This window comes from Sphingomonas sp. Sphisp66, from assembly GCF_047324325.1.
In the GTDB taxonomy this organism is placed as follows: Bacteria; Pseudomonadota; Alphaproteobacteria; order Sphingomonadales; family Sphingomonadaceae; genus Sphingomonas.
Genome location: NZ_CP168508.1, coordinates 1222975 through 1249468, shown reverse-complemented (window position 1 = coordinate 1249468; position 26494 = coordinate 1222975). Strand labels below are relative to the sequence as shown.

At 67.9% G+C, this 26494-nt stretch carries 30 protein-coding genes and 1 tRNA gene; 16 read left to right on the top strand and 15 right to left on the bottom strand.

The features are described from left to right. Positions 1-18 precede the first annotated feature (18 nt). Together ACEN8G_RS06015 and ACEN8G_RS06010 are read left to right on the top strand one after the other, a co-directional pair. A complete protein-coding gene (locus tag ACEN8G_RS06015) occupies positions 19-1182 on the top strand; it encodes an NAD(P)/FAD-dependent oxidoreductase (protein WP_413416464.1) in 1164 nt (387 codons plus the stop codon). A gap of 231 nt (positions 1183-1413) precedes the next feature. Further along, positions 1414-2793, top strand: coding sequence for a methyl-accepting chemotaxis protein (locus ACEN8G_RS06010; RefSeq protein ID WP_413416465.1), 1380 nt, complete (start codon positions 1414-1416; stop codon positions 2791-2793). 236 nt (positions 2794-3029) lie between these two features. Here the strand turns inward: ACEN8G_RS06010 and ACEN8G_RS06005 are convergent, their stop codons facing one another. Then, the gene (locus ACEN8G_RS06005; protein WP_413417976.1) at positions 3030-3431 is read right to left on the bottom strand and encodes a winged helix-turn-helix transcriptional regulator; all 402 of its coding nucleotides are present in this window, start codon (positions 3429-3431) and stop codon (positions 3030-3032) included. Between the two features lie 80 nt (positions 3432-3511). Between ACEN8G_RS06005 and ACEN8G_RS06000 the strand changes: the two genes are divergently transcribed. From ACEN8G_RS06000 to arsC, 9 genes are all read left to right on the top strand, one after another. After that, positions 3512-4351, top strand: coding sequence for an SDR family oxidoreductase (locus ACEN8G_RS06000; RefSeq protein WP_413417974.1), 840 nt, complete (start codon positions 3512-3514; stop codon positions 4349-4351). A 399-nt stretch (positions 4352-4750) separates the two neighbouring features. Next, a complete protein-coding gene (locus ACEN8G_RS05995; protein WP_413417972.1) occupies positions 4751-6478 on the top strand; it encodes a DEAD/DEAH box helicase in 1728 nt (575 codons plus the stop codon). Then, positions 6475-6924 (top strand): YaiI/YqxD family protein, encoded by a 450-nt coding sequence (locus ACEN8G_RS05990; protein WP_413417970.1) that lies wholly within the window; start codon positions 6475-6477, stop codon positions 6922-6924. The genes ACEN8G_RS05995 and ACEN8G_RS05990 overlap by 4 nt, the downstream gene beginning before the upstream one ends. Positions 6925-6982: 58 nt before the next feature. Continuing rightward, the gene (locus ACEN8G_RS05985) at positions 6983-9445 is read left to right on the top strand and encodes an aminotransferase class I/II-fold pyridoxal phosphate-dependent enzyme (RefSeq protein WP_413417968.1); all 2463 of its coding nucleotides are present in this window, start codon (positions 6983-6985) and stop codon (positions 9443-9445) included. After that, positions 9442-10503, top strand: coding sequence for a glycosyltransferase family 2 protein (locus ACEN8G_RS05980; RefSeq protein WP_413417966.1), 1062 nt, complete (start codon positions 9442-9444; stop codon positions 10501-10503). The genes ACEN8G_RS05985 and ACEN8G_RS05980 overlap by 4 nt, the downstream gene beginning before the upstream one ends. A gap of 120 nt (positions 10504-10623) precedes the next feature. Beyond that, entirely contained in the window at positions 10624-11070 is a 447-nt protein-coding gene (locus ACEN8G_RS05975) for an ArsI/CadI family heavy metal resistance metalloenzyme (protein ID WP_413417964.1), read from the top strand. Next, the gene (locus ACEN8G_RS05970) at positions 11070-11411 is read left to right on the top strand and encodes an ArsR/SmtB family transcription factor (RefSeq protein WP_413417962.1); all 342 of its coding nucleotides are present in this window, start codon (positions 11070-11072) and stop codon (positions 11409-11411) included. The genes ACEN8G_RS05975 and ACEN8G_RS05970 overlap by 1 nt, the downstream gene beginning before the upstream one ends. After that, on the top strand, positions 11408-12067 hold the full coding sequence (locus ACEN8G_RS05965) for an MIP/aquaporin family protein (protein WP_413417960.1): 660 nt from the start codon (positions 11408-11410) through the stop codon (positions 12065-12067). Before ACEN8G_RS05970 ends, ACEN8G_RS05965 begins: the two co-directional genes overlap by 4 nt. Beyond that, positions 12064-12480: an arsenate reductase (glutaredoxin) gene (gene arsC, locus ACEN8G_RS05960; RefSeq protein WP_413417958.1), complete on the top strand. Its 417-nt coding sequence runs from the start codon at positions 12064-12066 to the stop codon at positions 12478-12480. The genes ACEN8G_RS05965 and arsC overlap by 4 nt, the downstream gene beginning before the upstream one ends. A gap of 18 nt (positions 12481-12498) precedes the next feature. Here arsC and ACEN8G_RS05955 read toward each other — a convergent pair whose 3' ends face one another. Beyond that, positions 12499-13080 carry a DUF308 domain-containing protein gene (locus ACEN8G_RS05955; RefSeq protein ID WP_413417956.1) on the bottom strand — a complete coding sequence of 194 codons (582 nt, stop codon included), beginning with the start codon at positions 13078-13080 and terminating at the stop codon, positions 12499-12501. A gap of 94 nt (positions 13081-13174) precedes the next feature. Here ACEN8G_RS05955 and ACEN8G_RS05950 point away from each other — a divergent pair, with 94 nt between their 5' ends. Further along, positions 13175-13753: a TetR/AcrR family transcriptional regulator gene (locus tag ACEN8G_RS05950; protein WP_413417954.1), complete on the top strand. Its 579-nt coding sequence runs from the start codon at positions 13175-13177 to the stop codon at positions 13751-13753. 155 nt (positions 13754-13908) lie between these two features. Here ACEN8G_RS05950 and ACEN8G_RS05945 read toward each other — a convergent pair whose 3' ends face one another. From ACEN8G_RS05945 to ACEN8G_RS05915, 7 genes are all read right to left on the bottom strand, one after another. Next, positions 13909-14922: an inorganic phosphate transporter gene (locus tag ACEN8G_RS05945; RefSeq protein WP_413418712.1), complete on the bottom strand. Its 1014-nt coding sequence runs from the start codon at positions 14920-14922 to the stop codon at positions 13909-13911. A 15-nt stretch (positions 14923-14937) separates the two neighbouring features. Next, positions 14938-16038 (bottom strand): DUF47 family protein, encoded by a 1101-nt coding sequence (locus tag ACEN8G_RS05940; RefSeq protein ID WP_413418710.1) that lies wholly within the window; start codon positions 16036-16038, stop codon positions 14938-14940. Positions 16039-16164: 126 nt separating this feature from the next. After that, positions 16165-16241: transfer RNA gene (locus tag ACEN8G_RS05935), tRNA-Arg, on the bottom strand. Between the two features lie 64 nt (positions 16242-16305). Continuing rightward, positions 16306-16860: a hypothetical protein gene (locus ACEN8G_RS05930; protein WP_413418708.1), complete on the bottom strand. Its 555-nt coding sequence runs from the start codon at positions 16858-16860 to the stop codon at positions 16306-16308. Positions 16861-16966: 106 nt separating this feature from the next. Beyond that, a complete protein-coding gene (locus ACEN8G_RS05925) occupies positions 16967-17428 on the bottom strand; it encodes a DUF1178 family protein (protein ID WP_413740754.1) in 462 nt (153 codons plus the stop codon). A 15-nt stretch (positions 17429-17443) separates the two neighbouring features. Beyond that, positions 17444-17698: a glutaredoxin 3 gene (gene grxC / locus ACEN8G_RS05920; protein ID WP_413418704.1), complete on the bottom strand. Its 255-nt coding sequence runs from the start codon at positions 17696-17698 to the stop codon at positions 17444-17446. A gap of 34 nt (positions 17699-17732) precedes the next feature. After that, positions 17733-18503, bottom strand: coding sequence for a double zinc ribbon domain-containing protein (locus ACEN8G_RS05915; protein ID WP_413418702.1), 771 nt, complete (start codon positions 18501-18503; stop codon positions 17733-17735). Between the two features lie 42 nt (positions 18504-18545). Here ACEN8G_RS05915 and ACEN8G_RS05910 point away from each other — a divergent pair, with 42 nt between their 5' ends. Beyond that, a complete protein-coding gene (locus ACEN8G_RS05910) occupies positions 18546-19391 on the top strand; it encodes a methyltransferase domain-containing protein (RefSeq protein ID WP_413418700.1) in 846 nt (281 codons plus the stop codon). A 19-nt stretch (positions 19392-19410) separates the two neighbouring features. On the opposite strand, the gene ACEN8G_RS05905 is transcribed toward ACEN8G_RS05910, so the two are convergent. Together ACEN8G_RS05905 and ACEN8G_RS05900 are read right to left on the bottom strand one after the other, a co-directional pair. Then, a complete protein-coding gene (locus ACEN8G_RS05905) occupies positions 19411-21003 on the bottom strand; it encodes an AAA family ATPase (protein ID WP_413418698.1) in 1593 nt (530 codons plus the stop codon). Between the two features lie 150 nt (positions 21004-21153). Continuing rightward, positions 21154-21561 (bottom strand): (deoxy)nucleoside triphosphate pyrophosphohydrolase, encoded by a 408-nt coding sequence (locus tag ACEN8G_RS05900; RefSeq protein ID WP_413417399.1) that lies wholly within the window; start codon positions 21559-21561, stop codon positions 21154-21156. Between the two features lie 61 nt (positions 21562-21622). Between ACEN8G_RS05900 and ACEN8G_RS05895 the strand changes: the two genes are divergently transcribed. From ACEN8G_RS05895 to ACEN8G_RS05885, 3 genes are all read left to right on the top strand, one after another. After that, positions 21623-21814 carry a Flp family type IVb pilin gene (locus tag ACEN8G_RS05895; RefSeq protein ID WP_307119572.1) on the top strand — a complete coding sequence of 64 codons (192 nt, stop codon included), beginning with the start codon at positions 21623-21625 and terminating at the stop codon, positions 21812-21814. A 135-nt stretch (positions 21815-21949) separates the two neighbouring features. After that, on the top strand, positions 21950-22114 hold the full coding sequence (locus ACEN8G_RS05890) for a Flp family type IVb pilin (protein WP_307119571.1): 165 nt from the start codon (positions 21950-21952) through the stop codon (positions 22112-22114). A gap of 173 nt (positions 22115-22287) precedes the next feature. Next, complete coding sequence (locus tag ACEN8G_RS05885) at positions 22288-22440, top strand: hypothetical protein (protein WP_413417401.1); 153 nt, start codon at positions 22288-22290, stop codon at positions 22438-22440. Between the two features lie 60 nt (positions 22441-22500). Here ACEN8G_RS05885 and ACEN8G_RS05880 read toward each other — a convergent pair whose 3' ends face one another. The 4 genes from ACEN8G_RS05880 to ACEN8G_RS05865 form a co-directional block, all read right to left on the bottom strand. Beyond that, positions 22501-23448 (bottom strand): acetyl-CoA carboxylase carboxyltransferase subunit alpha, encoded by a 948-nt coding sequence (locus ACEN8G_RS05880; RefSeq protein ID WP_413417403.1) that lies wholly within the window; start codon positions 23446-23448, stop codon positions 22501-22503. A 181-nt stretch (positions 23449-23629) separates the two neighbouring features. After that, the gene (locus tag ACEN8G_RS05875; RefSeq protein ID WP_413417405.1) at positions 23630-24535 is read right to left on the bottom strand and encodes a tyrosine-type recombinase/integrase; all 906 of its coding nucleotides are present in this window, start codon (positions 24533-24535) and stop codon (positions 23630-23632) included. Further along, positions 24532-26349: a hypothetical protein gene (locus ACEN8G_RS05870; protein ID WP_413417407.1), complete on the bottom strand. Its 1818-nt coding sequence runs from the start codon at positions 26347-26349 to the stop codon at positions 24532-24534. The genes ACEN8G_RS05875 and ACEN8G_RS05870 overlap by 4 nt, the downstream gene beginning before the upstream one ends. Next, positions 26330-26467, bottom strand: coding sequence for a hypothetical protein (locus ACEN8G_RS05865; RefSeq protein ID WP_183994400.1), 138 nt, complete (start codon positions 26465-26467; stop codon positions 26330-26332). Before ACEN8G_RS05865 ends, ACEN8G_RS05870 begins: the two co-directional genes overlap by 20 nt. Positions 26468-26494 lie beyond the last annotated feature (27 nt).

Genomic DNA, 26494 nt, shown 5'->3' with positions numbered 1-26494 from the left:
ACTGCTAGGCGCAGCCCGATGTACGACGCGATCATCCTGGGAGCCGGCGCCGCGGGGCTGATGTGCGCGCTCACCGCCGGCCAGCGGGGTAAGCGCGTGCTGCTCGTCGATCATGCCGATGCCCCGGGCAAGAAGATCCTGATCTCGGGCGGCGGGCGCTGCAACTTCACCAACATCGGCACCGCTCCCGACCGCTACCTCTCGCAGAACCCGCATTTCATGAAGTCCGCGCTCGGCCGCTACACCGCGCAGGATTTCCTCGATCTGGTCGAGCGCCACCATATCGCCTGGCACGAGAAGACGCTCGGCCAGCTCTTCTGCGACGGCTCGGCCCGCCAGATCGTCGACATGCTGCTCGACGAGTGCGCGCAGGGAAAGGTCGAGATCTGGCTCGGCCACGCCCCCCAGGTCGAGCATGGAGACGCCCGCTGGCGCATGACCTTCGGCCCCCGCACCGCCGAGGCCAAAGCGCTGGTCCTCGCCACCGGCGGCCCCTCGATCCCCAAACTGGGCGCGACCGGCTTCGCCTATGACTTCGCCCGCCGCTTCGGCCTCAAGATCATCGAGCCCCGCCCCGCCCTTGTCCCGCTCACCCTCAGCGGCGAGGAGGCCCTGTTCCGCGAGCTCTCCGGCGTCTCCACCGACGTCATCGCCCGCGCCGGCAAGACGAGCTTCCGCGAGGCCGCGCTCTTCACCCATCGCGGCCTTTCCGGCCCCGCCATCCTCCAGGTCTCGAGCTATTGGCGGCACGGCGAGCGCATCGGCATCGACTTCCTGCCCAAGGCCGAACCCGGCTGGCTGCCCGCCGCCAAGCGTGCCCGGCCTCGCGTCACGCTGCGCAAGCTGCTCGGCGAAGCCCTGCCCGATCGCCTCGCCGACGCACTCGCCGAGAAGCTCGCCCTCCCCACCGAGCTCGCCAACACCCCCGACCGCAAGCTGGAAGAAGCCGCCCGCCGCCTCGCCGACTGGCCGTTCCTGCCCAATGGCACCGAAGGCTATGCCAAGGCCGAAGTCACGGTCGGCGGGATCAGCACCGCCGAGCTCAGCTCGCAGACGATGGAGGCCCGGAAACTCCCGGGCCTCTATGCGATCGGCGAGGCGGTGGACGTCACCGGCTGGCTCGGCGGCTACAATTTCCAATGGGCCTGGGCGAGCGGCCGCGCAGCCGGGCTCGCGCTCTAGCCGGATATCGCAGAAACGGGCGCCAAGCCGTTGCTTTCCCGTTTTCCTGCATTTCCATGCACTTGCACCATTTCGAAGCAATTGCTTCCGTAAATTCCCGTAGTGAATTTGGTGCAGCTGCGAACGTTTCGCGTCTGGACCTCCTAAAAAGGGCTTGTCCGACGGGCCTGCCCGCCGACGCCAAGGCTTGCCGGGGTGCGTACCTCCCGGGGCCGCTCAGGAGGATTTTCGATGCACTGGTTCCAGGCCACCGCGCCTATCCGCCTCAAGCTCTACGTCGCCTTCGGCTCGCTGATCGGCGTCATGACGCTGGTCGCGCTGGTCGCCTTCCTCGCGCCGGTAATGATCGCCCTGCCGCTGGTCGCGCTGCTGATCGGCGGCGCCGCGGTCCAGTGCGTCCGCTACCGTGCCGCGATCGCCGATCCCTATGTCGCCACCGTGGTCCGCATGGAGGCGCTCGCCGCCGGCGACCTGGACAGCCCGATCCAGTTCACCGACTATCGGGACTGTGTCGGCCGCATGACCAAGGCGATGCACACCTTCCGCGACAATGCGGTCGAGCAGCAGCGCCAGGCGAAGGAACAGGCGGACGCCGTCACCCATCTCGGCACCAGCCTCTCGCGCCTTTCGCAGGGCGACCTGACCGCCGAGATCGGCAGCGACTTCCCGCAGGGCTATGCCGAGCTACGCACCAACTTCAACGCCACGCTGGTCGCGCTGCGCGGGCTGATCGGTGCGGTGATGGAGAGCACCGCTGCGATCCAGACCGGCTCGGGCGCGATCGCCGAGGCGTCGGAAGACCTGTCGCGCCGCACCGAGGCCAATGCCGCGAGCATCGAGGAAACCAGCGCCGCGGTCGCCCAGATCGACAATCGCCTCAAGGCTACCGCCGCAGCGGCCAGCCGCACCGTCGAGCGTGCCGATGGCGCCATTGCCACCGTCGCCGGCGGCCGAGTGATCGCCGAGGAGGCGGTAGAGGCGATGACCCGCGTGGCCGACAGCGCCAAGGGCATCGACAGTGTCATCGAGGGTCTCGACAAGATCGCCTTCCAGACCCGCGTCCTCGCGATGAACGCCGCCGTCGAAGCCGGCCGCGCCGGCGAGGCGGGCCGCGGCTTCGCGGTCGTCGCCGACCTGGTCAGCGCGCTCGCCATGCGCGCCGAGGAAGAGGCCGGTCGCGCCCGCGACCAGCTCACCCATACCCAGGCCGACATCATCACCGCGGTCGAGATGGTCCAGAAGGTCGACGGCGCGTTCGCGGGCATCTCGGGCGATGTCGGCGAGGTCCATGCGCTGCTCAGCGAGATGGCCGGCGACAACCAGGCCCAGGCGACCGCGATCACCCAGATCAGCACCGCGATCGGCACGATGGACCAGTCGACCCAGCACAATGCCGCGATGGTCGAGGAATCCGCCGCCGCCGCGCGCAGCCTGGCCAGCGAAGTCGCCGCCCTCGGCGAGCAGGCCGCCAAGTTCGAGGTCGGTGCCACCCCGCGCACCAGCCTCCCCGCGCGCGCCCAAAAGCCGCGCGGCTACGTCTCCCCGGTCAAGCCGCTCGCCACGGCCAGGCCGGTGGCCCGGGCCTCGACCGAGGAATGGGCGACGTTCTGAATTTACTAAAGCCTGCCCCCCCTGAGATTCCCCTCCCTGCAAGGGAGGGGCTAGGGGTGGGTTAGGAAAGGTCGGGCTCGATGCCCGGCCTTTTCTGTTTAAGGCTACCGCTCGCTGGGCTCGCTACGCTCGCCACCCACCCCCATCCCCTCCCTTGCAGGGAGGGGAGCGGAAAAGAACCGCGCGTCCTCCCCTCTCGGCGCAGACAGGAGTGACGCGCAGGAGCAGAGATCGCCTTACGCCGCCACCCTAGCCGCCTGCGCATCGCAAATATCCGGCAGCCTTACTTCGATCCAGTCGGCCAGCGCGCGGATATGCCCCGCCGCCTCGCGCCCGATCGGGGTCAGGCTGTATTCCACATGTGGCGGCACCACCGGATAGGCGATCCGCTCGACCAGCCCGTCGCCTTCCAGCCATTGCAGCGTCTGCGCCAGCATCCGCTCGCTCACCCCGTCCACCTTGCGGCGCAGCTCGCTGAAGCGGTGGGTGCCGCCTTCCAGCACAATCAGGATCAGCACGCCCCATTGGCTGGTGACGTGCTTCAGCACCTCGCGCGAGGGGCAGTTACGCTCGAGCAGCGCACCACGGCGCACCCGGGTCGAGAAGGGTTCGCCCAAAGGCTCAGGAGTTTTTTCCATACTTACTTCGATGTATGTACTTACGAATAGTAAGCAAGGCCAATATCTGGATGTCCGTCACCAGCCAGAAGGAACGGACAATGACCATCGCCATCACCGGAGCCACCGGCCAGCTCGGCCGCCTCGTCATCGACAAGCTCAAGGGCAAGCTGCCCGCCGACCGGATCGTCGCGCTCGCCCGCAGCCCCGAAAAGGCAGCCGATCTCGGCGTCGAAGCCCGCGCCTTCGATTATGACCGCCCCGATGCCGCCGCCCTTGCCGGCGTGGAAACGCTGCTGCTGATCTCGGGCAGCGAAGTCGGCAAGCGCGTACCGCAGCACGAAGCGGTGATCGCCGCGGCGAAGCAGGCCGGTGTCGGTCGCATCGTCTATACCAGCCTGCTGCGCGCCGACACTTCGCCGATCAGCCTCGGCACCGAGCACAGCGCGACCGAGCGCGCCCTCCTCGCCTCGGGCGTCCCCTACACGATCCTGCGCAACGGCTGGTATATCGAGAACTACGCCGCCGGCGTCGCGGGCGCGCTCGCCCATGGCGCGCTGATCGGTGCGGCCGGCCAGGGCCGCATCGCCGCCGCCGCCCGCGCCGATTATGCCGATGCCGCAGTCTCCGTGCTGACTGGCACCGGCCATGACGGCAAGGTCTACGAACTGGCCGGCGACGCCGCCTTCACCCTCGCCGATCTCGCCGCCGAACTCTCCCGCCAGACCGGCCGCGACATCCCCTACAACAACCTGCCCCGGGCCGATTACGCCGCCGCCCTCACCGGCGCCGGCGTCCCCGCCCCCTTCGCCGAGCTGCTCGCCGGCTGGGACGTGGACACATCGAACGGTGCGCTGTTCGATGATGGCAAGGCACTGTCGCAGCTCATCGGCCACCCGACCACCAGCCTGGCGGACGGCGTCAAGGCACTGATCGGCTGACCCCTTAACTCCCCCTCCCTGCAGGGAGGGGGCCGGGGGGTGGGTAGCGTCCAGGCGATACGGCCAAACGCGGGTCCGACAGCTCCGTACCGCCAGGCATCCACCCACCCCCAGCCCCTCCGTTGCAGGGAGGGGAGCCTGCTCTGGCAAAATAGGATTTCGTCTGATCTACCCTCGGAGATGCAACCGCACCCCGAGTCCCTGGCCCCGCGCACCCGAGAGAGATTCAAGGGATTCAACATTTACGTTGTAAAGAATTTACAAGCGACAACCGAAAACCGCCGAAATCCGCCATTTAGTTGCTCAACCACCCGGCCACGCGACACAAAGCGACGTCGCGAGCCATCAACCCTCTTTTCCCTTGCGATACGCCCCCTTCGAGCCCATGTGCGGGGTCTCATGTCATTTGCTGAACTCCCTGCGCTTCTCGCCGAAGCGCTCGCAGCGCGTGGTTACGCCGCGCCCACGGCCGTCCAGGCCGCCGTCATCGCCCCCGAAGCCACGGGCCGCGACCTCATCGTCTCCGCCCAGACCGGCTCGGGCAAGACGGTGGCCTTTGGCCTGGCCATGCATCCCGAGCTGCTTGGCGAGGATGGCAAGATCGCGCCGACCCGCGAGCCGCATGCGCTGATCATCGCCCCCACCCGCGAGCTCGCCCTGCAGGTCAGCCGCGAGCTGATCTGGCTCTACGGCCCCACCGGTGCGCGCATCGCCACCTGCGTCGGCGGCATGGACGCCGCCAAGGAGCGCCGCCAGCTCAATTACGGCGCGCACATCGTCGTCGGCACGCCCGGCCGTCTGCGCGACCATCTCGAGCGCGGCGCGCTCGACCTCACCGCGCTGCGTGCCGTCGTCCTCGACGAGGCCGACGAGATGCTCGACATGGGCTTCCGCGACGATCTCGAGGCGATCCTCGACGGCGCGCCCGACACCCGCCGCACCCTGCTCTTCTCGGCGACCATGCCCAAGCCGATCGTGGCGCTGGCCAAGCGCTATCAGAACGACGCGCTGCGCATCTCGACCGTCGGCGAAGACCGCGGGCACGGCGACATCAGCTACCAGGCCGTCACTGTCAGCCCGTCGGACATCGAGCATGCGGTGATCAACCTGCTGCGCTTCCACGAGGCGGAGACCGCGATCCTGTTCTGCGCGACTCGCGACAATGTCCGCCACCTGCATGCCACGCTGGTCGAGCGCGGCTTCTCGGCGGTGGCGCTGTCGGGCGAACATAGCCAGAATGAGCGCAACCACGCCCTCCAGGCGCTGCGCGACCAGCGCGCCCGGGTCTGCGTCGCCACCGACGTCGCCGCGCGCGGCATCGACCTGCCGACGCTCACTCTCGTCGTCCATGTCGAGCTGCCGCGCGACGCCGAGACGCTCCAGCACCGCTCGGGCCGCACCGGCCGCGCGGGCAAGAAGGGCACCGCGGTGCTCATCGTCCCCTATCAGCGCCGCCGCCGCGTCGAGATGATGCTCAAGGGCGCGCGCATCCCGGTCGAATGGGCGGACGTGCCCAGCGCCGAGGCGATCCGCGAGAAGGATCGCGAGCGCCTGATCACCGCGCTGCTCGCCCCGGTCGAAGTCGATGAGGAAGATGCCGCCATCGCCGAGCGCCTGCTCGCCGAGCGCACGCCGCAGGAGATTGCCGCCGCGCTGGTCCGCGCGCATCGTTCCGCAATGCCGGCGCCCGAGGAGCTCAGCAGCCAGGGCGATCGCCGCGAGGAACGCCAGGCCGGCCAGCACCGTCCGGGCTTCGACGACGTCGTCTGGTTCCGCATGGACATCGGCCGCCGCCAGAACGCCGATCCCCGCTGGGTGCTGCCGCTGATCTGCCGCCGCGGCCACATTACCAAGAACGAAGTCGGCGCGATCCGCATCGGGCCGAACGAGACCGCCTTCCAGATCCCCCGCGCGCTGGCGAGCAAGTTCATCGCCGCCGTCGCCCGCACCACCGAGGGTGAGGAAGACGTTCGCATCGAGCAGTCCGATGCGCCGCCGGCCCAGGGTCAGGGTCCCCGTCCGCAGCGTGGTGGTCCGAACCGTCCCGCCGGCGGTCCCGGCGCACCGCGTCACCAGGCCAAGCCCTATCGCAAGGCACCGCCGCCCCGGGGCCCGTCGCACCGGTGAGGGTTCTCGTCGACGCCGACGCCTGCCCGGTGAAGGACGAGGTCTACAAGGTCGCCTGGCGGCACGAGGTGCCGGTGGTGATCGTGAGCAACAGCTGGCTCCGGGTGCCGCAGCACCCGCTGGTCAGCCGGCAGGTGGTCAGCGACGGCTTCGACGCTGCCGATGACTGGATCGCCGAGCAGGCCGGCGCGGATACGGTGGTGATCACCGCCGACATCCTGCTGGCCGACCGTGCCTTGAAGGCCGGCGCGAAGGTGCTGGCCCCGACCGGCAAGCCGTTCACGACCAGCTCTATCGGCTCGGCAATCGCCACCAGGGCGATCATGGCCGATCTGCGCGCCGGCGGCGACCAGATCGGTGGCCCCCGCCCCTTCTCGGCGGCGGACCGCTCGGCGTTCCTCCAGGCGCTGGACCGCGAGCTGGTAGCCTTGAAGCGGCTTACCTAATCTTAGGAGACGTGCAGGCATAAGTTCGGCAACGGGGATGAGGGACCTTGCCGGGGACATGCACAATCTACCGCTGATCGCGCCGCAGCCGCCGCGCCTGAGCGAAATGACCGAGGCACTGCAGGCCATCGAGGCACGCGGCGTCTACAGCAATGGCGGTCCGGTCGTCCGCGCGTTCGAAGCCCGGGTCGTCGCCGAGCTCTTCGGCGGAGTGGGCGCGGCGCTGGCGGTCAACAACGCCACCATCGGCCTGATCCTGGCGATCCGCCAGGCCGCCCAGGGCCGCAAGGGCAAGTACGCGCTGGTCCCCAGCTTCACCTTCGCCGCCACCGCCCATGCCGCGATCTGGGCCGGGTTGACGCCGATCCTTGTCGACAGCGACCCCAATGACTGGGCCGCCAGCGCCGAGGCCGAGGAGACAGCCCTGGCCCGCCACGCCGGCGAAGCCGCGGTGCTGGTCCCCTACGACACCTTCGGCACCTGCATCGACCTGGCCCGCTATGCCCACCTCTCCGAGCAGCACGATGTCGGCGTGGTCGTCGATGCCGCCGCGTCGCTCGGCAGCCTCGACGCCGACGGTCGTGGCTTCGGCACCGGAGCGGCTTTCGCCAGCGTCTTCTCGATGCACGCCACCAAGACCTTCGCCACGGCAGAGGGCGGGTTGATCTACAGCGCCGACACCGAGCAGCTGGAGGCACTGCGGCGCATGCACAACTTCGGTTTCGGCGCCCCTCGCTCGGCGACCGAGCCCGGCACCAACGCCAAGCTGCCCGAGGTCCTCGGCCTGCTCGCCCTCGCCAAGCTCGACGGGATCGATGCGGTCGCCGAGCATCGCGCCGCGCTCGACAGCGCCTATCGCACCAGCCTGGGAGACACCGTCGCTTTCCAGACGACCAGGGCCCGGCGCCAGGTCGCCCAGTTCATGCCGATGCTGCTTCCCCAGGGCAGCGACCGTGGCGCGGTGATGGCCGAGCTGGCGGCACAGGGTATCGGCACCGGCCATTACTTCGCGCCGCACCTCGCCCAGCAGCCCTATTTCCAGCGCGAGTGCCTGCTCACCCCAACCCCGGTGGCCGACGATCTCGCCGCCCGGATGCTCTCGCTTCCCGTCACCGACGCGATGACCGAGCGCGACGTCGCCACCATCTGCGACGCGCTCCACGCCGCGCTGCGCAAGCCACGGATCGTGGTGCCGGCCGCGCCGCAGAAGATCCTCTCCACCGTCCTTGTCGGCGGCGGACCGGCGGGCGTCGCCTTCCTCATCTCGGCGAGCAAGAAGGGCAAGCTGCGCGAACTGGGCGCTTGCCTCGCCGTGGTCGAGCGCGGGCCGAGCCTGGGCGCCGGCGAGCTGCCCGGCTATGCCATCACCTCTGACAGCACCGCCGAGACCTTCCTCAGCGCGGTGAAGGACAATCCCGAGCCCGGCATCGCCGCGCTGATCGACCACCCCGCAGCCCGCGAGATCGCCCACTATGTCGGCAAGCTCGGTGTACCGCTCTATCGTACCGGTCCCTTCCTCGAGGCGATGGGCCAGCGCGTCGGCGCGATCGTCACCGAGGCGGGCGGCCGCGTGCTGACCGGCCATGAGGTGATCGACTCCCGCCGCACCCCAGCCGGCCTGTGGCAGACCCGCATCCGCGACCGCGCCACCGGCGCCGAGCAGGACCTGCTCTCCGAGAACATCGTCATCGCCACCGGCGGCTACCAGTCGGCAAGCGACGTCACCGCGGCGTCCGTCGCTGGCACACCGCTCGGCGAGCAGGTCGGCGAACGGCTGATGCTGTGCGACGACATGCTGCGGACCGGCGGCATGGACCGGCTGCGCGAGCGGATCGCCGGCAAGCGCGCGCCGCGCATCGCGATCATCGGCGCCTCGACCTCCGCCATCGCCTCGGCCGTGCTGCTGCTCAAGTCCGACATCCCGTTCGGCACCGAGAGCCTGACCCTGCTCCACCGCGAGGCGCTGCGGCCCTGGTACCCCAATGCCGAGGCCGCCCGTGCCGACGGCTTCACCGACTTCGGCCCCGACGACATCTGCCCGCTCTCGGGCTTCGTCTACCGCCTAGCCGGCTTCCGTCTCGAGGCACGCGAGCTGGTGTTGCGCATGCTCAGCATCGGCGGACGGACACCGGACCCGCGCGTCCGCCTCCACCAGCTGGACGGTCCCGCCCCGGAGACCAGCCGCATCCTCGCCGAAGCCGATGTAGTCGTCGCCGCGCTCGGCTATCGCCCGCATGCCCTTCCGCTGCTCGACGCAGCAGGAAACCGCATCGCGCTCAGCGCCCATGCCCCGGGCCGCCCGCGGCTGGCCGACCAGCTCTGCCGCGTCACCGATGCCGAGGGCCAGCCGATCCCCGGCGCCTATGGCATCGGGCTTGCCGCCGGCTTCGTCCCCGAGGGACGGCTGGGCGGCGAGAAGAGCTTCAAGGGCAAGGCCAACGGCCTGTGGCAATGGCAGAACGATGTCGGCCAGCTGATCGTCGACCAGTTGCTCGGCCAGAGCGTGAGCCTCGCCGCATGAGCGCCGCCCCCACCGTCTCGGTCATCATGCCCGCATACAATGGCGCAGCGTGGATCGGCGCGACGATCGACTCGGTCCTCGCCCAGGACTTCACCGACTGGGAGATGGTGATCGTCGACGATTGCTCGACCGACGACACCCGCGCCCTGCTCGCCACGCTGACCGATCGTCGCATCACCGTGCTCCATGCCGAGGTGAACGGCGGCCCGGTCGTCGCCCGCAACATCGGCTTCGCGGCGGCACGCGGGCGCTACATCGCCGGGCTCGACCAGGACGATCTCTGCAAGCCCGGCCGCTTCGCCGCGCAGGTCGCGCATCTCGAGGCCAATCCCGGCACCGTGCTCGTCGCCACCGCTGCCGAGCTGCTCGAGAATGGCCATGCCGCGCCCTGGCCCGGCGACCGCCCGCTCACCCCGGCGACGATCGACTGGCTGATCCTCACCCAGAACCCGCTGGTCTGGTCCACCGTCATGTTCCGCGCCGAGGCCGCCCGGCTGCTCGATCCGTTCGAGCGCCCCCAGGTGCGCTATGCCGAAGACTTCGACCTCTACCACCGCCTCAGCCGCTTCGGGCGGATCGCTCGACTCGACGACGCGCATCTCCTCTATCGCTGCCACCCCGGCGGCGCCTCGAAGAAGTTCGCCGAGACCATGGCGGCCAGCGCCGCGCGGGTGCTGACCGAGCGCTACCAGGCGGTGTTCGGCGACGAGAGCCAGGGCAATGCCGAGCTGGTCGTGCGCTATTTCATGCAGCGCGACCCGGCGCCCGACCTGGAGACGCTCGGCCGCCTGTCGCGCATCCTGGCCGCGCTCCATGCCGACCATGTCGCCCGCACGCCGCTCACCCCGCAGGAGCGGATCGAGGTGGATGGTGAGCATGCCCGGCTGTGGTGGCTGGTCGCCCGCCCCGCCCTGCGCCAGGGTGCGGTGACGATGCGCGAGGCGATGGCGGTGCTGCCTGAAAGCGTGCGCCTGCCCGCCAACGACCCCGACCGCCTGATCTCGCCGCTGATCGGCCGGGTGCGGGCGATCGGGCGCGGCTTCGGGGTGGCGCTCTAGCCAAAGTACACGAAGTACACGCCAAAAGCCGGTTTTCGAGCCCAAGGCACCCAAACCCATTCCGCCTTACCGAATCGATATTTCGACGATATTCGAAGTATCGAAGCAAGGAGGTCCGGGATGAAGCGGCTACATCTTCACATCAGCGTCCCCTCGATCGATGACGCCATTGCCTTTTACAGCACGCTCTTCGACGCGCCGCCCGTGGTGGTGAAGGACGATTACGCGAAATGGATGCTGGACGATCCGCGCGTGAACCTAGCCATCTCCTCGCGTGCCCGCGCCACCGGCATCGACCATGTCGGCGTGCAGGTGGACAATCCCAATGATCTCGCCGCGCTGGCGACGCGATTGAAGGCCGCAGGATCGACCACCTTCGACCAGGACGCCACGACCTGCTGCTATGCCCGATCGGACAAGTCCTGGGTGACCGACACGGCGGGCGTCCGCTGGGAAACCTTCTTCACCCATGGCGATTCGACCGCCTATGGTGAGGACGAAGTTCTGCCTGAGCCCAGCGCGGGCGCCTGCTGCCCCGCCCCCGCGCCCGCCAAGGCCTGCTGCTGATGCAGATTCCCGCTGCCGTCGAGGCGCTGTCCGCCCTCGCCCATGGCCATCGGCTCGCCGTTTTCCGCCTGCTGGTGCGCGCGGGCGCAGACGGCGTGCCGGCCGGCGAGATCGCGCGGGAGATCGGCGTATTGCCCAATACGCTATCGACACACCTGACCATCCTGGGCCATGCCGGGCTGATCCGATCGCGGCGCGAAGGCCGGTCGGTCCGCTATTCTGCCGATTATGGCGGCATGCGCGACCTTCTCGGCTTCCTCGTCGCCGATTGCTGCGCGGGACAACCCGAAATCTGCGCACCGCTTGCCGAGGTCGCGCAAGGCTGCTGCCCGCAGCCATGATGCGCCGCCTCGCCGCCGAGACCATGGGCACGGCGCTCCTGCTCGCCATCGTGGTGGGATCCGGCATCATGGGCGCGCGCCTCGCTGCCGGGATCGACGGGATTGCCCTGCTCGGCAACACGATCGCGACCGGCGCGGGGCTGATCGTGCTGATCCACCTGTTCGGCCCGATATCCGGCGCGCATTTCAACCCGGCGGTGACCCTGGCCTTCTGGATGCGCGGCGAGATCGAGCGCCCCGCGGCGATCCGCTATGCCGGTGCGCAGTTCCTCGGCGCCGTGACCGGTGTATGGGCCGCGCATCTCATGTTCGCCGAGCCGCTACTGCAGGTCTCGACCAAATTGCGCGACGGCCCGTCCCAGGGCTTTGCCGAGTTCGTCGCGACCTTCGGCCTGATCGGGACGATATTGGGCACGCAGCGATCCCGCCCCGAGTTCACCCCCGCCGCGGTCGGCCTCTACATCACCGCTGCCTATTGGTTCACCGCCTCGACCTCCTTCGCCAATCCGGCGGTCACGGTCGCGCGTAGCCTTTCCGACACCTTCGCCGGCATCGCGCCGGCCTCCGTCCCGCTCTTCATCGCCGGGCAGATCGCCGGCGCCGTCACGGCCGTCGCCTTTTTCGGCTGGCTGTTCAGCAAGGAAGCTCCGGAATGACCGACGATTTTCCGATCACCATCTATCACAACCCGGACTGCGGAACCTCGCGCAACGCGCTGGCGATGATCGAAGCCGCCGGCTACGCGCCTGCCATCGTCGAGTACCGCAAGGCGGGATGGACACGCGCGCTGCTGCAGGAACTGCTGGCTGCGCTGGGCGTCGCCCCCCGCGACCTGTTGCGCGAGAAGGGCACGCCCGCAGCGGAGCTGGGCCTGCTCGATCCCGCCACGCCGGACGCAGAGATCGTCGAGGCGATGCTGGCGCATCCGATCCTGGTGAACCGCCCCATCGTGGTGACGCCGAAGGGGGCGAAGCTGTGCCGCCCGTCCGAGGTGGTGCTGTCGCTGCTCGAGTGCCAGCCGGAGCAGTTCGCCAAGGAAGATGGCGAGGTCGTCCGGCTCACGCCCTGACGCCTCGCCCCTTCCGCCTCACCCCTTCCGGCTGAAGGTCAGCCAGAGCGTCGAGACCAGGAAATAGAAGGCGCCGAACGCGGCATAGGGCGCGATGTCGGTGATGCCCGGCAAATGCGATCCCAGCGAGCGCGAGATGAAGAAGCCGCCGGCCAGCGCCGATTGCGCGCCGCTCAGCACCATCGCCCATTGCGCGCCGTAAGCCTTCCAGCGCCGCACCCCGGTGCCGAGCTGGAGCAGGCCGGCGAAGATCGCCCAGCCGCCATAGATGGCGAGGACCGCGTGCATGTCGCCCATCCGCGCGGCGACCGCCAGCGCGGTGGCAAGGCTGACCAGGGTGTTGAGCGCCTGGGTGCGGTTGCGCGCCAGCCCGCCGCTGCCCGCCGCGTCGATCAGATTGGCGAACGCGTCCCAGGCCGGATAGACGATCAGCAGCAGCGCCGCGACCCAGCCGAGATCCTTGCCGACAGTGAAGGCGGCAGCCACCCACACCGCCGAGACGAGCGCGCGCAGCAGATAATAGTTGCGGAGCCGGATGGCCTCGCCCGCGGAAACCTGCGGCGCGGCGGTGGCGGCACCCTGCTCGATGACATGGGACATTTGCGAATCCTTCAATCTACCTTCCAGTTGGTAGGCCGCTAGCCCCTTGCCGGGCGCAGCGCAAGCGAATACCTACCTATTGGAAGGTAGGAAAATGACACGAAGCACGGCGGAGCAGATCGTCGATCAGGCGCGCCACCTGATCATGACGCGCGGGTATAACGGGTTCAGCTATGCCGACATCGCCGAGGCGATCGGCATCCGCAAGGCGAGCATCCATCACCATTTCGCCGGCAAGAGCGACCTGGCCAAGGCGGTGGTGGACCATTCGCGCTCGCTGATCCACGCACAGGTGGAGGCGCTGGCCCAGGCCGAGCCCGATGCGAGCGCGCAGCTGCGTGCCTATGCGCACTATTGGGAGCGCTGCATCCTCGACAACAGCGCGCCCTTCTGCGTCGCCGCGATGCTCGCCGCCGAGCTGCCAAGCCTGCCCGAGGATGTCGCGGTGTCCGTGCGCGCGCATTTCGCCGAGCTGACGAGCTGGCTGGCGCAGTTGCTCGCGCTCGGCGTGCGCCAGGGCAGCGTGACGCTGGTCCGTTCCCCGGCGGAAGAGGCGGACGCGTTCATGTCGGCGGTCTATGGCGCGATGCTGTCCGCCCGCGCATTCGGTGAGCCGGCGCGCTTCGGCGCGATCACCGAGACCCTGCTTTCGCGCACGCTCGCGCTGCATTGAGGCGGAGGGGCGCCCTGCCCCTCCCCTCGCTATTACGTCGGAAAAGGCTTTCTGCCCGTCATCCCCGCGAAGGCGGGGATCCAGAGTCACAAGGGACGTCGCTCTGCCACCCTGGATCCCCGCCTTCGCGGGGATGACGATCTAGTTGGTGCAAATCAGAACAACAGGGTCAGCGCGTAGAACAGCGCGCCCACCGCCGCCGAGGCGGGGATGGTGATGATCCAGGCGGTGATGACGTTGCCCGCCACGCCCCAGCGCACTGCCGAGGCGCGCCGCGCCGTGCCCGCGCCGATCACCGCGCCGGTGATGGTGTGCGTGGTCGAGACCGGAATGCCGAGCGCCGAAGCGGTGAACAGCACGATCGAGCCAGCGAGCGAGGCGCTGAAGCCCTGGTGCTGGGAGAGCTTGGTGATGCGGCTCCCCATCGTCTCGATGATCTTCCAGCCGCCGCTCAGCGTGCCGAGCGCGATGGCGATGTAGCAGGAGATCGCCACCCAGTGCGGCACATGGAACTCGCCGTGCAGATAGCCGGTCGAATAGAGCAGCACGGTGATGATCCCCATCGTCTTCTGCGCGTCGTTGAGGCCGTGGCTCAGCGAATAGGCGCCCGAGGAGATCAGGTGCAGGGTGCGGAAGCTGCGCTCGGCGGTGCGCGAATTGGCGCGCATGAACAGCCAGGAGGTGACCAGCATCACCAGCATCGCCAGGATCATGCCGATCGTCGGCGAGAGCACGATGGCGATCAGCGTCTTGTTGAGACCGGTCCACTTCACGCCCGTCAGTCCGGCATGGGCGACGCCCGATCCGATCATCCCGCCGACCAGTGCGTGGCTGGACGAGGACGGGATGCCCTTGAGCCAGGTGACGACGTTCCAGAACATCGCACCGATCAGCGCGCCGAACACGACCCCAGGGGTGACGAAATTCTTGTCGATCAGCCCCTGGCCGATCGTGTCCGCCACCTTGTGCAGCGCCGGGAAGGCGATGGTGAGGAAATAGGCGGCGAAGTTGAACACCGCGGCGAAGGCGACGGCGTGGACCGGCTTGAGCAGCCGCGTCGCCACCACGGTGGCGATCGAGTTGGCGGCGTCATGCAGGCCGTTGAGGAAATCGAACGCCAGCGCGACGATGATCAGGCCGATGAGCAGCGGGAGGGCGAGTTCGTGCATCGCTCTGGGCCTCGATCAGGCGTGGTCGATGACGATGCCATCGATCTCGTTCGCGACATCCTCGAACGCGTCGACGATCCGCTCGAGATGCTTGTAGATCTCGCGCTGGACCGAGAAGCTGAGCGCATCGACGGGGCCGAGCTCCTTGAAGGCGCGCTTCAGGCCGTCGCGGTGGATCTCGTCGGCATGGCTCTCCATGCGGACCAGCCGCTCGGTGAGCTCGTGCAGGCGCGCAGCATTGCGGCCGACGTCGCGCAGCAGCGGCATCGCCTCGACGACCAGGCGCGAGGCATCGACGATGATCGCCACCATGTCCTGCATCTCGCGCTCGAACTTCGCGACCTCGTACAGGTCGATCGCCTGGACGGCGGCCTGCATCTCGTCGATCGCATCGTCCATCGAGCCGATCAGCGAGGTGATCGCGCCGCGGTCGAACGGCGTCAGGAAGGTCTCGCGCACGGTGCGCAGCATCTCGCGGATGATCTCGTCGGCATCATGCTCGCGCTCTATCACTTCGCGGACATGGTCGCGGTTGCCGTCCTGCACCAGGCGGGAGAGCGCCTCGGCGCCCGCCGCGACGGTGACTGCGTGCGCCTCGAACAATTCGAAGAAATTGCCCGTCTTGGGCAGGAGGCGCTGGAACCAGGCGAACATGGATTTCACTTTCGATTTTTCGGCGACAGCGGCGAGGATGCCGATGCGCTGGGTGGCTGCCTTGAACTCGGACGGGCCGAAGGAGCGGATGAGGTCGCGCAGATCCTCCTCGTCGACCGCGTCGGCGGCCTCGGCGAGGCTGAACCAGCGGCGCTCGCGCTGCGACTGCTCCTTCCACGACGACAGCTCGGCGCTGACCGCCAGCGGGAAGACCTCGACGTCGAACATCAACGAGGCGCCGTTGGGGCGCTTCTTGCGATAGCGATAGGTGCCGAGCGGCGTCGGGCAGACGAGGCCGAGCACGCCCGCCTCCTCCTTCGCCTCGAGCGCGGCGGCGCTGTGCAGGGTGATGCCGCTGGGCGGATTGCCCTTGGGAATCACCCATCGGCCGGTCTCGCGCGAAGTCACCAGCAGGACGCGCACGGGCGCATCGATCGTGGTGCCCTCGGTACGATAGGGCAAGGCGGCAATCTGGCGAATGGCAACGGCTCCCGAGGGACAAGCGTGCGCGTTACAGGTTTATGACATGCAGCCGCAAGGGCGCTGATCGCGAAATCCGGCACGGGCGCGCGGCGGGATGGCCGAAAATGGTGCCCCCGGCGAGATTCGAACTCACGACCTGCGGTTTAGGAAACCGTCGCTCTATCCTGCTGAGCTACGGAGGCACGGCGCAAGCCCTAGGGGATGCACGCCCCGGCGGTCAATCGCCGGAGCGCGCGTTCCGGCGCGTCAAGGCCGCCAGGTAACCGAATTGAAGAAGCGGTCCTTCGGCCAGCTCCTGTCCTTCTCGAAATGGCGGACCGAGACCGACAGCCATTTGTTGCCGACATACATGTTGCGCGAGGTCTCGATCTGGTTCCCGTCCGAGCCGAAGCCGCTGTAGGTGTAGACCAGCTCGGTGCCGCGCATACCGGGCAGCGGCATCTCGGACGGCTTGAGCGCGCGCTGGCTGACGAAGGTCTTCCCCACCGCCGCATCGCCGCCGCCCTTGGCCTCGGCAATGTCCGCGGCGATCTTCGCGTCGACGTCGAAGGGATGGTCGGCGATCACCACCTGGAGGAAATAGAAGGACCGGAAATCGCCGTTCGCGTCGCGGCCGGTATGGTTGAGCTGGATCACGCGGCTCTTTATCGCCTCGTTACGGACATCGACGCGTTCGGGCGCGCCGGGCAGTTCCGCGGAAAGGTTGGTCGGCTGGGTGTAGCGCTGCCAGCTCTGCTGCATCGGCACTGCGGAGGCCGAGAGCAGCGCGGCGACGGGCAGGATCAGGTGCAATGGCGTCATGGATGGTCCCCTCTTCATCCCCGGACCCGCAATGACGCGCGTCCGGCCGGCACATGATTACGCTGCCGGAATGTCCGCGCAATGAACGTAGGTTAGGGGTGGCCGCTCAGTTGCACGCCTCGGGCGGCACCACCGGCAGCGGCAGCGGCGCGACGGGCACGCCTTCCTCGATCAGCGCCTTCGCTTCCGCCGCGCTGGTCTGGCCGTGGATCGGGGCGGCAGGCGCCTCGCCGAGGTGCATCGCCCGCGCCTTCTCGGCAAAGCCGGTGCCGACCCATTGCGAGCCCTCCAGCGCCCGGGCCTGGGCCGCGGCGAGCGCGGCGATGGCCGGCTTGATCCCTTCGGGCGGCACCGGCGCCTCCCCCGAGGCCGCAAGGGCCGCCACGGTCGGCGCCTGGTTGCCCTTCGCCCCGACATTCGGCGCCATCACCGCCTTCTCCACCTCGGCGCTGCCGCACATCGGGCAGGCGACCAGCCCGGCGGCGCGCTGGCCTTCCCAGGCCGCGCTCGATCCGAACCATGCCTCGAAGACATGGCCCTGGCCGCATTTGAGGTCGAAGACGATCATCGCACCGGCCCGCCCTCAGGCGAGCAGCGGATCGAGCCCGCCGCGGGCATCGAGCGCCGCGAGATCATCGGACCCGCCGATATGCTTGCCGGCGATGAAGACCTGGGGAACCGTGGTGCGGCCATGCGCACGGTCGATCATCTCGGCGCGGCGCGGGCCGCCCATCGAGATGTCGATCTCCTCATATTCGGCGTGCTTGCCGTCGAGCAGCGCCTTGGCGCGGTAGCAATAGGGGCAGAACGCCTTGGTGTAGATTTCGATCTTGGGCATTGCAGCGTACACCTGTGGTCGCCCGGGTCGCTTGTCAATCCGGGCTTTCCTCGCTGTCCAGAACGCGCGCCCAGCACAGAAGGATCACTTTCGCCGCCCCGCCCCGCTTGAGCAGCCGCGCGCAGGCGCCCCCGGTCGCGCCGCTGGTATGGACGTCGTCGACCAGCACGACCGTCCGCCCCGCCAGCTTCTCCCGGGCACCCGGCGCCAGCGCAAAGGCCCCCGCCACCGCCCTGGCCCGCGCCCGCGCGCCGAGCCCGCGCAGCACCGGCGTCGCCTTCACCCGGCGCAGCAGCTCCGCCTCGAGCGGCACGCCATGCGCCCGCGACAGCGCCGCGCCGATCAGCACCGACTGGTTGAACCCCCGCGACCACAGCCGCCAGCGATGCAGCGGCACCGGCACCAGCAGTTCCGCCTCCGCCGGCATCAGCCGCGCCATCGCCCGCGCCATCGTCTCGGCACAGGCGAGCCGCCCGGCATATTTGAGCTTGAGCGCCACCCCGCGCGCCACTTCGCCATAGGCCACCGCGGCGCGGATCCCGTCATGCGGCGGCGGCGCGGCGATGCAGGCGGCGCAGCGCGCGCCCTCTCCCCGGTCATGCCCGAACGGCAGATGGCAGGCCGCGCACCAGGGCGGGCCGAGGAACGCCAGGCTCCCCCAGCAGGCGGCGCAGAAGCGATGGTCGGCCGGGGTGATCGCGCCGCAGCCCGGGCAGCGCGGCGGCAGCGCCAGGTCGGCGATTCGCCCAAGCGGCCGGGCAACCGGCCATGCCAGCGGACGCGCAAGGGGCAGATTCCACGCCATCCCCGCCTTGTCCCCGGCGGCACGCGGGCGCACAAGCGCGCCATGCCCCAGAATGGACCGACTGATTCCGCCGAGATCTTCGACCGTGCGCTGCGCCGCAAGCGCCGCGACCGCGCCGCCCGCCGCTACGAGGGCTTTGTCCGCGAGCACATGCTCGAGGGGATCCACGACCGGCTGGTCGGCGTGAAGCGCGACTTCCGCGACGTGCTCGACCTGGGCAGCTTCGGCGGCGGCTTCGACCTGCCCGGCACCGCCATCACCCGGATCGACGCGGGCGCGGCCTTCGCGGCGCAGGCCGGCGGCGTCCATGCCGACGAGGACCGCCACCCCTTTCCCGAGGCCAGCTTCGACCTGGTGGTGAGCATCGGCGTGCTCGACCAGGTCAACGACGTGCCGGGCGCCCTCGCCCTCGCCCGCCGCGCGCTCCGCCCCGACGGGCTGTTCCTCGGCGCCTTCCTTGGCGCGGGCACGCTGGCGACCCTGCGCAGCGTCTTCCTCAAGGCCGAGGGCGAGCGCCCGGTGGCGCGCTTCCACCCCCAGATCGACGTGCGCGCCGCCGGCGACCTGCTCAGCCGCGCCGGCTTCGCGCTGCCGGTGGCCGATGTCGAGCCGCTGACCGTGCGCTATTCGAGCATCTTCTCGCTGCTGAGCGACCTGCGCGGCATGGCGGCGACCAACCTGCTGCCGGGCACCCCGCCCCTGACCCGCGGCACCCTGGCCCGGGCAGCGGAGGGCTTCGCCGAGCGCGCCGACCCGGACGGCAAGACCGCCGAGCGCTTCGAGATCGTCTACCTGACCGGCTGGGCGCCGGACGAGTCCCAGCCCAGGCCGGCGCGGCGCGGGAGCGCTACGGTTTCGCTGGCGGAGGCTTTGCGCGGGAAGGGGTAGACCTATTGCAGTGACGTGGTCACGGCCTAGCCACAACAGTTGGAAGATACTCTCTTAAAGCGGAATGAAGCACGGAACTATCGTCCGATCGCAAAGTCCGCCCTACGAATTCCTCAAGTGGCCTCTGCTGGAAGTCAAGCAGCTTAGCCGCCTCACTCAAGAGGCCTTTATTATCGTAAACCAATAGAACCTTTTCATATTCTCGAGATGCTATCGCAGCCTCCAAGTCTACTTTGGCCTTCTCAAATATCTTGTTTGGCTCGATATTTTCTGTAGCCTGCCGGAAGCTCGCACCCAGTGCTACGATATCGTTCCCCGATAGACCTATCTTTTTCATCTCAGCGTCTACGCGACGCTTCGTATATCGTAGGCAGATGGCGTCAATCTGCTGAGCAGCAAGGGTGAATACCACATCACGAAGCGTGGCTAGTCTCGCCTGCGCATCGTTAGCAGGAAATTTTAACGCCGCTGCGAGCGCAAGGAATACTCCCGGCAGCAATAGCAGATTCTCGACTTCAGAAACCGGAAGGCAGTAAATTCCCCTAGCCTCCAAATATGCAGCCTCCTCGCTCGTACGGCCGTCCGCATCCACTAGCCCCGCGCACCCAACGCGGTGCAATTCGGGCCTAGCGGCAAATGCTGCGACGGAGTGAATCACCTGTTCGCAGGAGCCGGCGGGGATGACAGTAAAAAGGTCGTAGACACGCCGATATAAAGCGGAGTCCAAACTACCTCCATCTCCCTCAACTATCAGGACTGGAAGGCGACTGCCTACGATAGTCGCAACGACGTCATCGGGTAGGCTGCTGTCCTCGGGCACGATTTCAATATCCCAGGCATCATCTGGCTTTCGCCGAAAAGCTCGGAGGGCGTATTTTGTGGCCGCATGTCGCGAGCTAGCAAACTCAACATCATGCGTAATATATAAAAAACAACAGTCGGATCGATTGCACTCAATTTCATCCCAAAGCCTTGCGAGTATTGAACGATTTATATGCAACTCGGGCTCGTCAAAAATGAGCAGCGTATCTGGCTTCGCAAGCAATGCCTGCGCGATAAGATAGAATACTACACGCTCCCCGTCACTCATATCCGATGATGAATACTCGTCACCGCCAGGTATTCTTGTTCTTATATTATTCCCAAGAACAACTATCTCCCTATGTGGCAGGACCTTTTCCCAAATTTCCTTCAGCGTATCAATTTTTGCCCTTGGAGGAGGAAGAAAACCATTTAAACCTACATCTTGCCGATATTTGATCGAAATATCGTTGTTCTCAGCATACAAAGCAGATAGCAAATGCTCAAAGTCAGATATCAGACCCGTCTCAGGCTTTTGCCCGTACCTATAAATACGCTTATTTTTATAGTTTCCGTCATCCTTCCCATAAAACAAGCGAGCAGTCGCGGTCTCAAAACTTGGGGGAACGATTCCTGGATTAAGATCCAGCGACCGATGGGCAGCAATTCGATGAACTTCAATCCCAGATTCGGATAGCTTCGTATCTAAAAAGACACCAAGCCTAGTTTTTCCCGCTCCATTCGCACCAACGAACACAAGACTTGTGCCAGCACCGATTGCTATAGGGAGTGCCCCGTTAAAAGTAGGCACGTCAATTTTTCCTGTTAGCGCCAACTTTACCCCCTATCTCACCCTTCATCCGAGAATTTTTTAAGAGTCTTCTTTTTGTGACATCCGTATCATAGCTCTAGTTGCTCGCGCTGCCTAAGTCACCACAAGACCACACGATAGCCAAGCCCCTCACCCCACCCCCACCAGCGCCTCCACCAGCGGCACATCCGCCGGCGGCATCGGCAGGTCGCGCATAGCGGCCGGGGTCACCCAGCGCAGCTCGGTCGCGTGATGGGCCTGGGGTTCGCCCTGCCAGATGCGCAGCGTGTAGAGCAGGAGCAGCAGGTGGCGGCCGGCCAGGGGTTCGCTGGCGAAGGCGATCGGCCTCAGGTCTTCACCGCTAAGGGTTATTCCCAGTTCCTCGTGCAGCTCGCGCGCCAGGGCGGATTCGGGGCTCTCGCCCGGCTCGATCTTGCCGCCGGGGAACTCCCACAGCCCCGCCATCGGCTTGCCAGGCGGGCGCTGCTGGAGGAGCACGCGGCCCTCCCCGTCGATCAGTGCGGCAGCGACCACGAGCAACATGTCAGACGCATCCATCAGCTTTTCGTTAAGGCTCTTTGGCTAAAATCACGCCACCATTGGAGAAGAAGTGCCCGAGATGCGAGCCTTTGTACGAGCGATCCGTGAAGTGATGCACGACCGCCGCGCCGCGACCGCGGTGGAATATGGCTTCATCCTCGCCCTCATCGTCATCGCGATGATGGTCAGCCTGATGAGCGTGGCCAACCAGACCACGAGCATGTGGGGCAACGTCACCAACAAGGTGCAGGCGGCCTCGACTCAGTCGTGATTTGGTTACGGCGCCGTAACACTCGCCCTTAGCCGTTTCTTTACTTCCAGATCGTAGTTTCGACTCGCCGAACCGGAGTCTTCCGGGGAGGCCGGGTGAATGAAGCTGTTTTTTGAACACTGGAGACCGGTTATGATCATGAAGATCCGCAACTTCCTGAAGAATTCCAAGGGCGCCACCGCGATCGAGTACGGCCTGATCGCCGCTCTGATCGCCGTCGCCGCGATTGCCGCCATGCAGGGCCTCGGCAACTCGCTGAAGTCGACCTTCACCAACGTTTCGTCGAGCATGAAGGTCTAAGTCCTTCCGACGAAGCGAACGAAATCGGGCGGCGGGACAGGTTCCCGCCGCCCTTTTTCTTGCCTGGGCTCCCGGGATCGGGCCCCGGAAATCCACGACCTCGTATTTTTCCTGAACCGCGCCGGACCGCCCGCTTAAGCCGGCGTACAGACCTTGCGTCCTATAAGGACAGGATGAAGCAGCTATCCTCCAAGAAGGCGGTGACGCCGATCGAGATCGCGGTGGTCGCGTTCCTCGCGCTTTGCGCGGTGCTCGCGGTCGTGCAGGGCCTGGGCATGCTCGGTGCGAGCATCGCGGCCACCGAGCACAGCGCCCCGATCCGCTAAGCGCGGGCCCAGGGCTCTACGGCCGGGAATGCGCCCTTCCGCGCGTTCCCCAGACTTTCCTCAGATACGCCCCATCGCCAGGAACTTGGCGCGGCGGGCCTGGCGCAGGCTCTCGGGCGACATGCCGTCGAGCTTCTGCAGCGACTCCTCGATCGCATCGCCCAGCGCATGGACCGCGGCGCCCTGGTCGCGGTGCGCGCCGCCCAGCGGCTCGCTCACGATCCGGTCGATCACCTTCAGTTCCTTCAGGTGCTGCGCGGTGACCTTCATCGCCTCCGCCGCATCGGCCGCCTTGTCGGCGGTGCGCCACAGGATCGAGGCGCAGCCTTCGGGCGAGATCACCGAATAGACCGCATGCTCCATCATCAGCACGGTGTTGCCCGCCGCGAGCGCCACTGCGCCGCCCGAGCCGCCTTCGCCGAGGATCGAGGCGACCAAGGGTACGCCCAGGTTGAGGCAGGCCTCGGTCGAGCGCGCGATCGCCTCGGCCTGGCCGCGCTCCTCGGCCTGCACGCCCGGGAAGGCGCCCGAGGTGTCGACCAGGGTGATCACCGGCAGGTTGAACTTGTTGGCGAGTTGCATCAGGCGGATCGCCTTGCGATAGCCCTCGGGCTTGCCCATGCCGAAATTGTGCTTGAGGCGGCTGGCGGTGTCGTCGCCCTTCTCATGGCCGATCACCATCACGCGGCGCCCGCGGAAGCGGCCAAGGCCGCCCTGGATGGCATTGTCGTCGGCAAAGGCGCGGTCGCCGCCCAGCGGCATGAACTCTTCGATCAGCCCGGCGACATAATGCTTGAAGTGCGGGCGCTCGGGATGGCGCGCGACCTGGGTCTTCTGCCAGGGCGTGAGCTTGGCATAGGTGTCGCGCAGGAGCTTTTCCGCCTTGGCCTGGAGCGGGGCGATCTCCGCGTCGATGTCGACTGCGCCGCCCTCGGCGGTCTGGCGCAGCTCGTCGATGCGGGTCTGAAGCTCGGCGATCGGCTTCTCGAAGTCGAGGAAAGTGGTCATCGGTGCGGGGGCTAACCTTGCCGTGGGGCTACGTCAACGAGCGGGTGGATTGCTGGGTCCCCGACACCCTCTTCGTCATCCCCGCGAAAGCGTGGACCCATCTCCCGAACCGTCCCAGAATCGCTCCTGCGCGTTTGCCGATCGCGCAGGAGATGGGCCCCCGCTTTCGCGGGGGTGACGGTTACCGATGCTTCCCCAGCGCCTCCCCCAAAGGATGTCGCTGGTTGACCAGCTCGACCAGCCGCCGGCTGTCCACGTGCGTGTAGATCTCGGTCGTCGCGATATCGGCATGGCCGAGCATCGCCTGGAGCGCGCGCAGGTCGGCGCCGCCCTCGAGCAAATGGGTGGCGAAGGCGTGGCGCAGCACGTGCGGGCTCACCCGGTCGGGCGGGATGCCCGCCTCCCCCGCCAGCGCGCGGACCAGCTGGTAGAGCCGCACGCGCGAGAGATGTCCCTTGCCCGAGGGGAAGAGGAAGGGCCGCCCCGAATCGACATGCGCGCGCCAGGCCGAGACGGCGGCGCGGGCGCGGTCCGAGATCGGCACCAGCCGCTCGCGCCCGCCCTTGCCCTTGAGGATCAGATACGGCCGGTCGGGCGTCACGGCGTTGCGGGGCAGCGAGACTAGTTCGGTGGCGCGCAGGCCCGAGCCGTAGAGCAGCTCGATCAGCGCCTGGAGCCGCAGGTCGTTGGGATCGGCCGGCACTCGCGCGATCCGGTCGGCGATCGCCGCGAACATCCGGTCGACATCCTCGACGCTGAGCACCTTGGGCAGCGCGCGCGCCGTGCCGGGGCGCGGCAGGGCGGCGCTGGGATCGTCGGTGCGCAATTTCTCGTCGGCAAGAAAGGCGAAGAAGCGCCGCAGCGCCGCGGACTTGCGCGCGACGGTGGCGCGGGAGAGCGGCTGCCATTCGCCGCCAAGTCTCTCCAGCTCCGGCCGCCCCGCCCCGCCCAGCCCGCCGCCGAGGAACTCGGAGGCGAGGCGCAGGTCGGTCTGATAGGCGGCGATGGTGTTGGCGGCGGCCCCCGCCTCCGCCCGCATCATCTCGAGGAAGCGCTCGATCAGCGCGCGATCATCAGAGAAGCTCAAGCCGACCGCGTGACCGCCTCCACGGCGATCATCCGCGCATAGCTGGTCATCCCCGCCGCGCGCATCGCCGCGACGATGTGGAACAGCGCCTCGGGGGCTACATTGTCCCAGACGCGCGACTGCATGCCGACCGCGGCGAGCAGCGCGACCATGCCCGAATCGCCGCGCTTGCCGGCCGCGTCGATCGCGCGGGTCCAGTCGTTCTGCGCGCCGATCGCCACGTTCAGTGCCTGGGCACCGCGCTGCGCGTCGCTCGATTCGAAGCGGCCGAGCCCGGCGAGCCCGGCAAAGGCGAGCTGCGCGCGGCGCTGGCCGGCGGCATCCTTGAACGCGTCGAAATCGCCGTACGCGACCGGCCCCTGCGCCACCGGATCGCCGAGCGCGAGCAAGGCCCAGCCGATGCTGCCACGCGGCACCACGTTGCGCCACTCCATCGCCTTGGCCTCGTAGCCGGCGGAGAGCATCGAGGCGATCAGCTTCTCCGGCTCCTCGATCTTGGCATCGGCCGGAATCCAGGAGGCGGCACGGGCGGTGAGGATCAGCCGGGCGTACTGGGTGCGCGGCGTCGTCGCCTCGCTCCACAAGGTCTGGATCGCCTTGAGCCGGTCGGCAACCTGGACATCGACATAGGCGGTGCGCAGGTCGCGGGCGACGCCGCCCTCGGTGCTGTTCGCGTCCTCGCTCTCGGCGATCTCGCTGTAGAGATCGACCAGCCCGGCGCTGGAGAAGACCCCGGCGGTGGCGGCGAGCTCGGCAGCGGCGGCGCGGGCGCGCGGCGTCAGCTGCGGGGCGAGCGCCTGCCAATAGCGGACCTGCGGGCCGGCGGTGTTGTAGAGCGACGCCGGTACTTCCTGCCCGGTCGCGGTGGCGAGGCCCCAGCGCCAGGCATTGAGCCGGCTGATCCCGCTCCATTCGACCGTGACCGCGCGGCGACCCTGCGCGCCGGTGCCGAGCACCTTCTCGGCGAGGAGATTGTCGATGTCGCTGGCCGGCGTGCCGCCGCGCGCCTGGTCGAGCAGCTGGCCCGCCTCGTTGGGCTTGCCGGCAAGGCCCGCGCACATCGCCCGCGCGAGCGCCCAGCCGCGCTGGTGGACATATTGGTTGCCGCGCTCGGCGATGCCGCACAGCCCGCCCGGATCGGCCGAGGCGAGCGAGGACTGCATCGCCACCTGGAGCAGGCGCGTCGTGTAATTGTCGGCATCGACGTCGTTGATCACCGCGCGGGCGGCATTGGCCTCGCCCATGCGCAGCAGCAGCCAGGCGCGCTCCGCGGCGAAATCGGCGCCGTTGATGTGCTTCGGCGTGTCGAGCGGCGACATCAGCGCGCGGCGCAGCGCGATCGACACCCAGCGCGAGGCGACCGGGGCACTCAGCCGCTGCATCAGCACGCCGAGGGTGCGGCCATCGGTGGCACCGAACGCCTTTGCCGGGAACGGCGCATTGCCCGCGGCGAGCACGCCCGTGCGGTTCAGCGAGTGCTTGGCGAAGTCGGGCAGCTCGTAGCGCGAGAGATCGACCGGCCCGCTGGGCAGGGTCTCTTCGACCGCAGCGGTGTTCGAGAGCGCGCCGTCACCGCTCAGCACCGGTACGCTGGTGATCGGCACGGCACCGGGCGCCGGGCTCGATGCAGGCGCGGTCGCAGCCGGCGCAGGTGCGGGACGCGGCGCGGGGGCCGGCGCCTGCTCGGGCTGGTCGAAGCCCGGCGGCAGCAGCGATTCGGGCTTGTCCTGCTGCCCCAGCGCGGGCACCGCCGCCCCGGCGAGCAGCAGCGCGCCGAGGGCGAGGTGGCGACCCTTACTTCGCGAGATTTTCAAGCGGGACCACCTTCTCCATGCGCACCGGCTCCTTCTTCGTCTCGCGGCCCGCGAGGAAGAACAGGCCGCCGACCAGGACGACGAGAATGACGATCAACGCAACGATCAAGCGGGACATGAAAACCGGTCCGGAAATTGTGAGTTC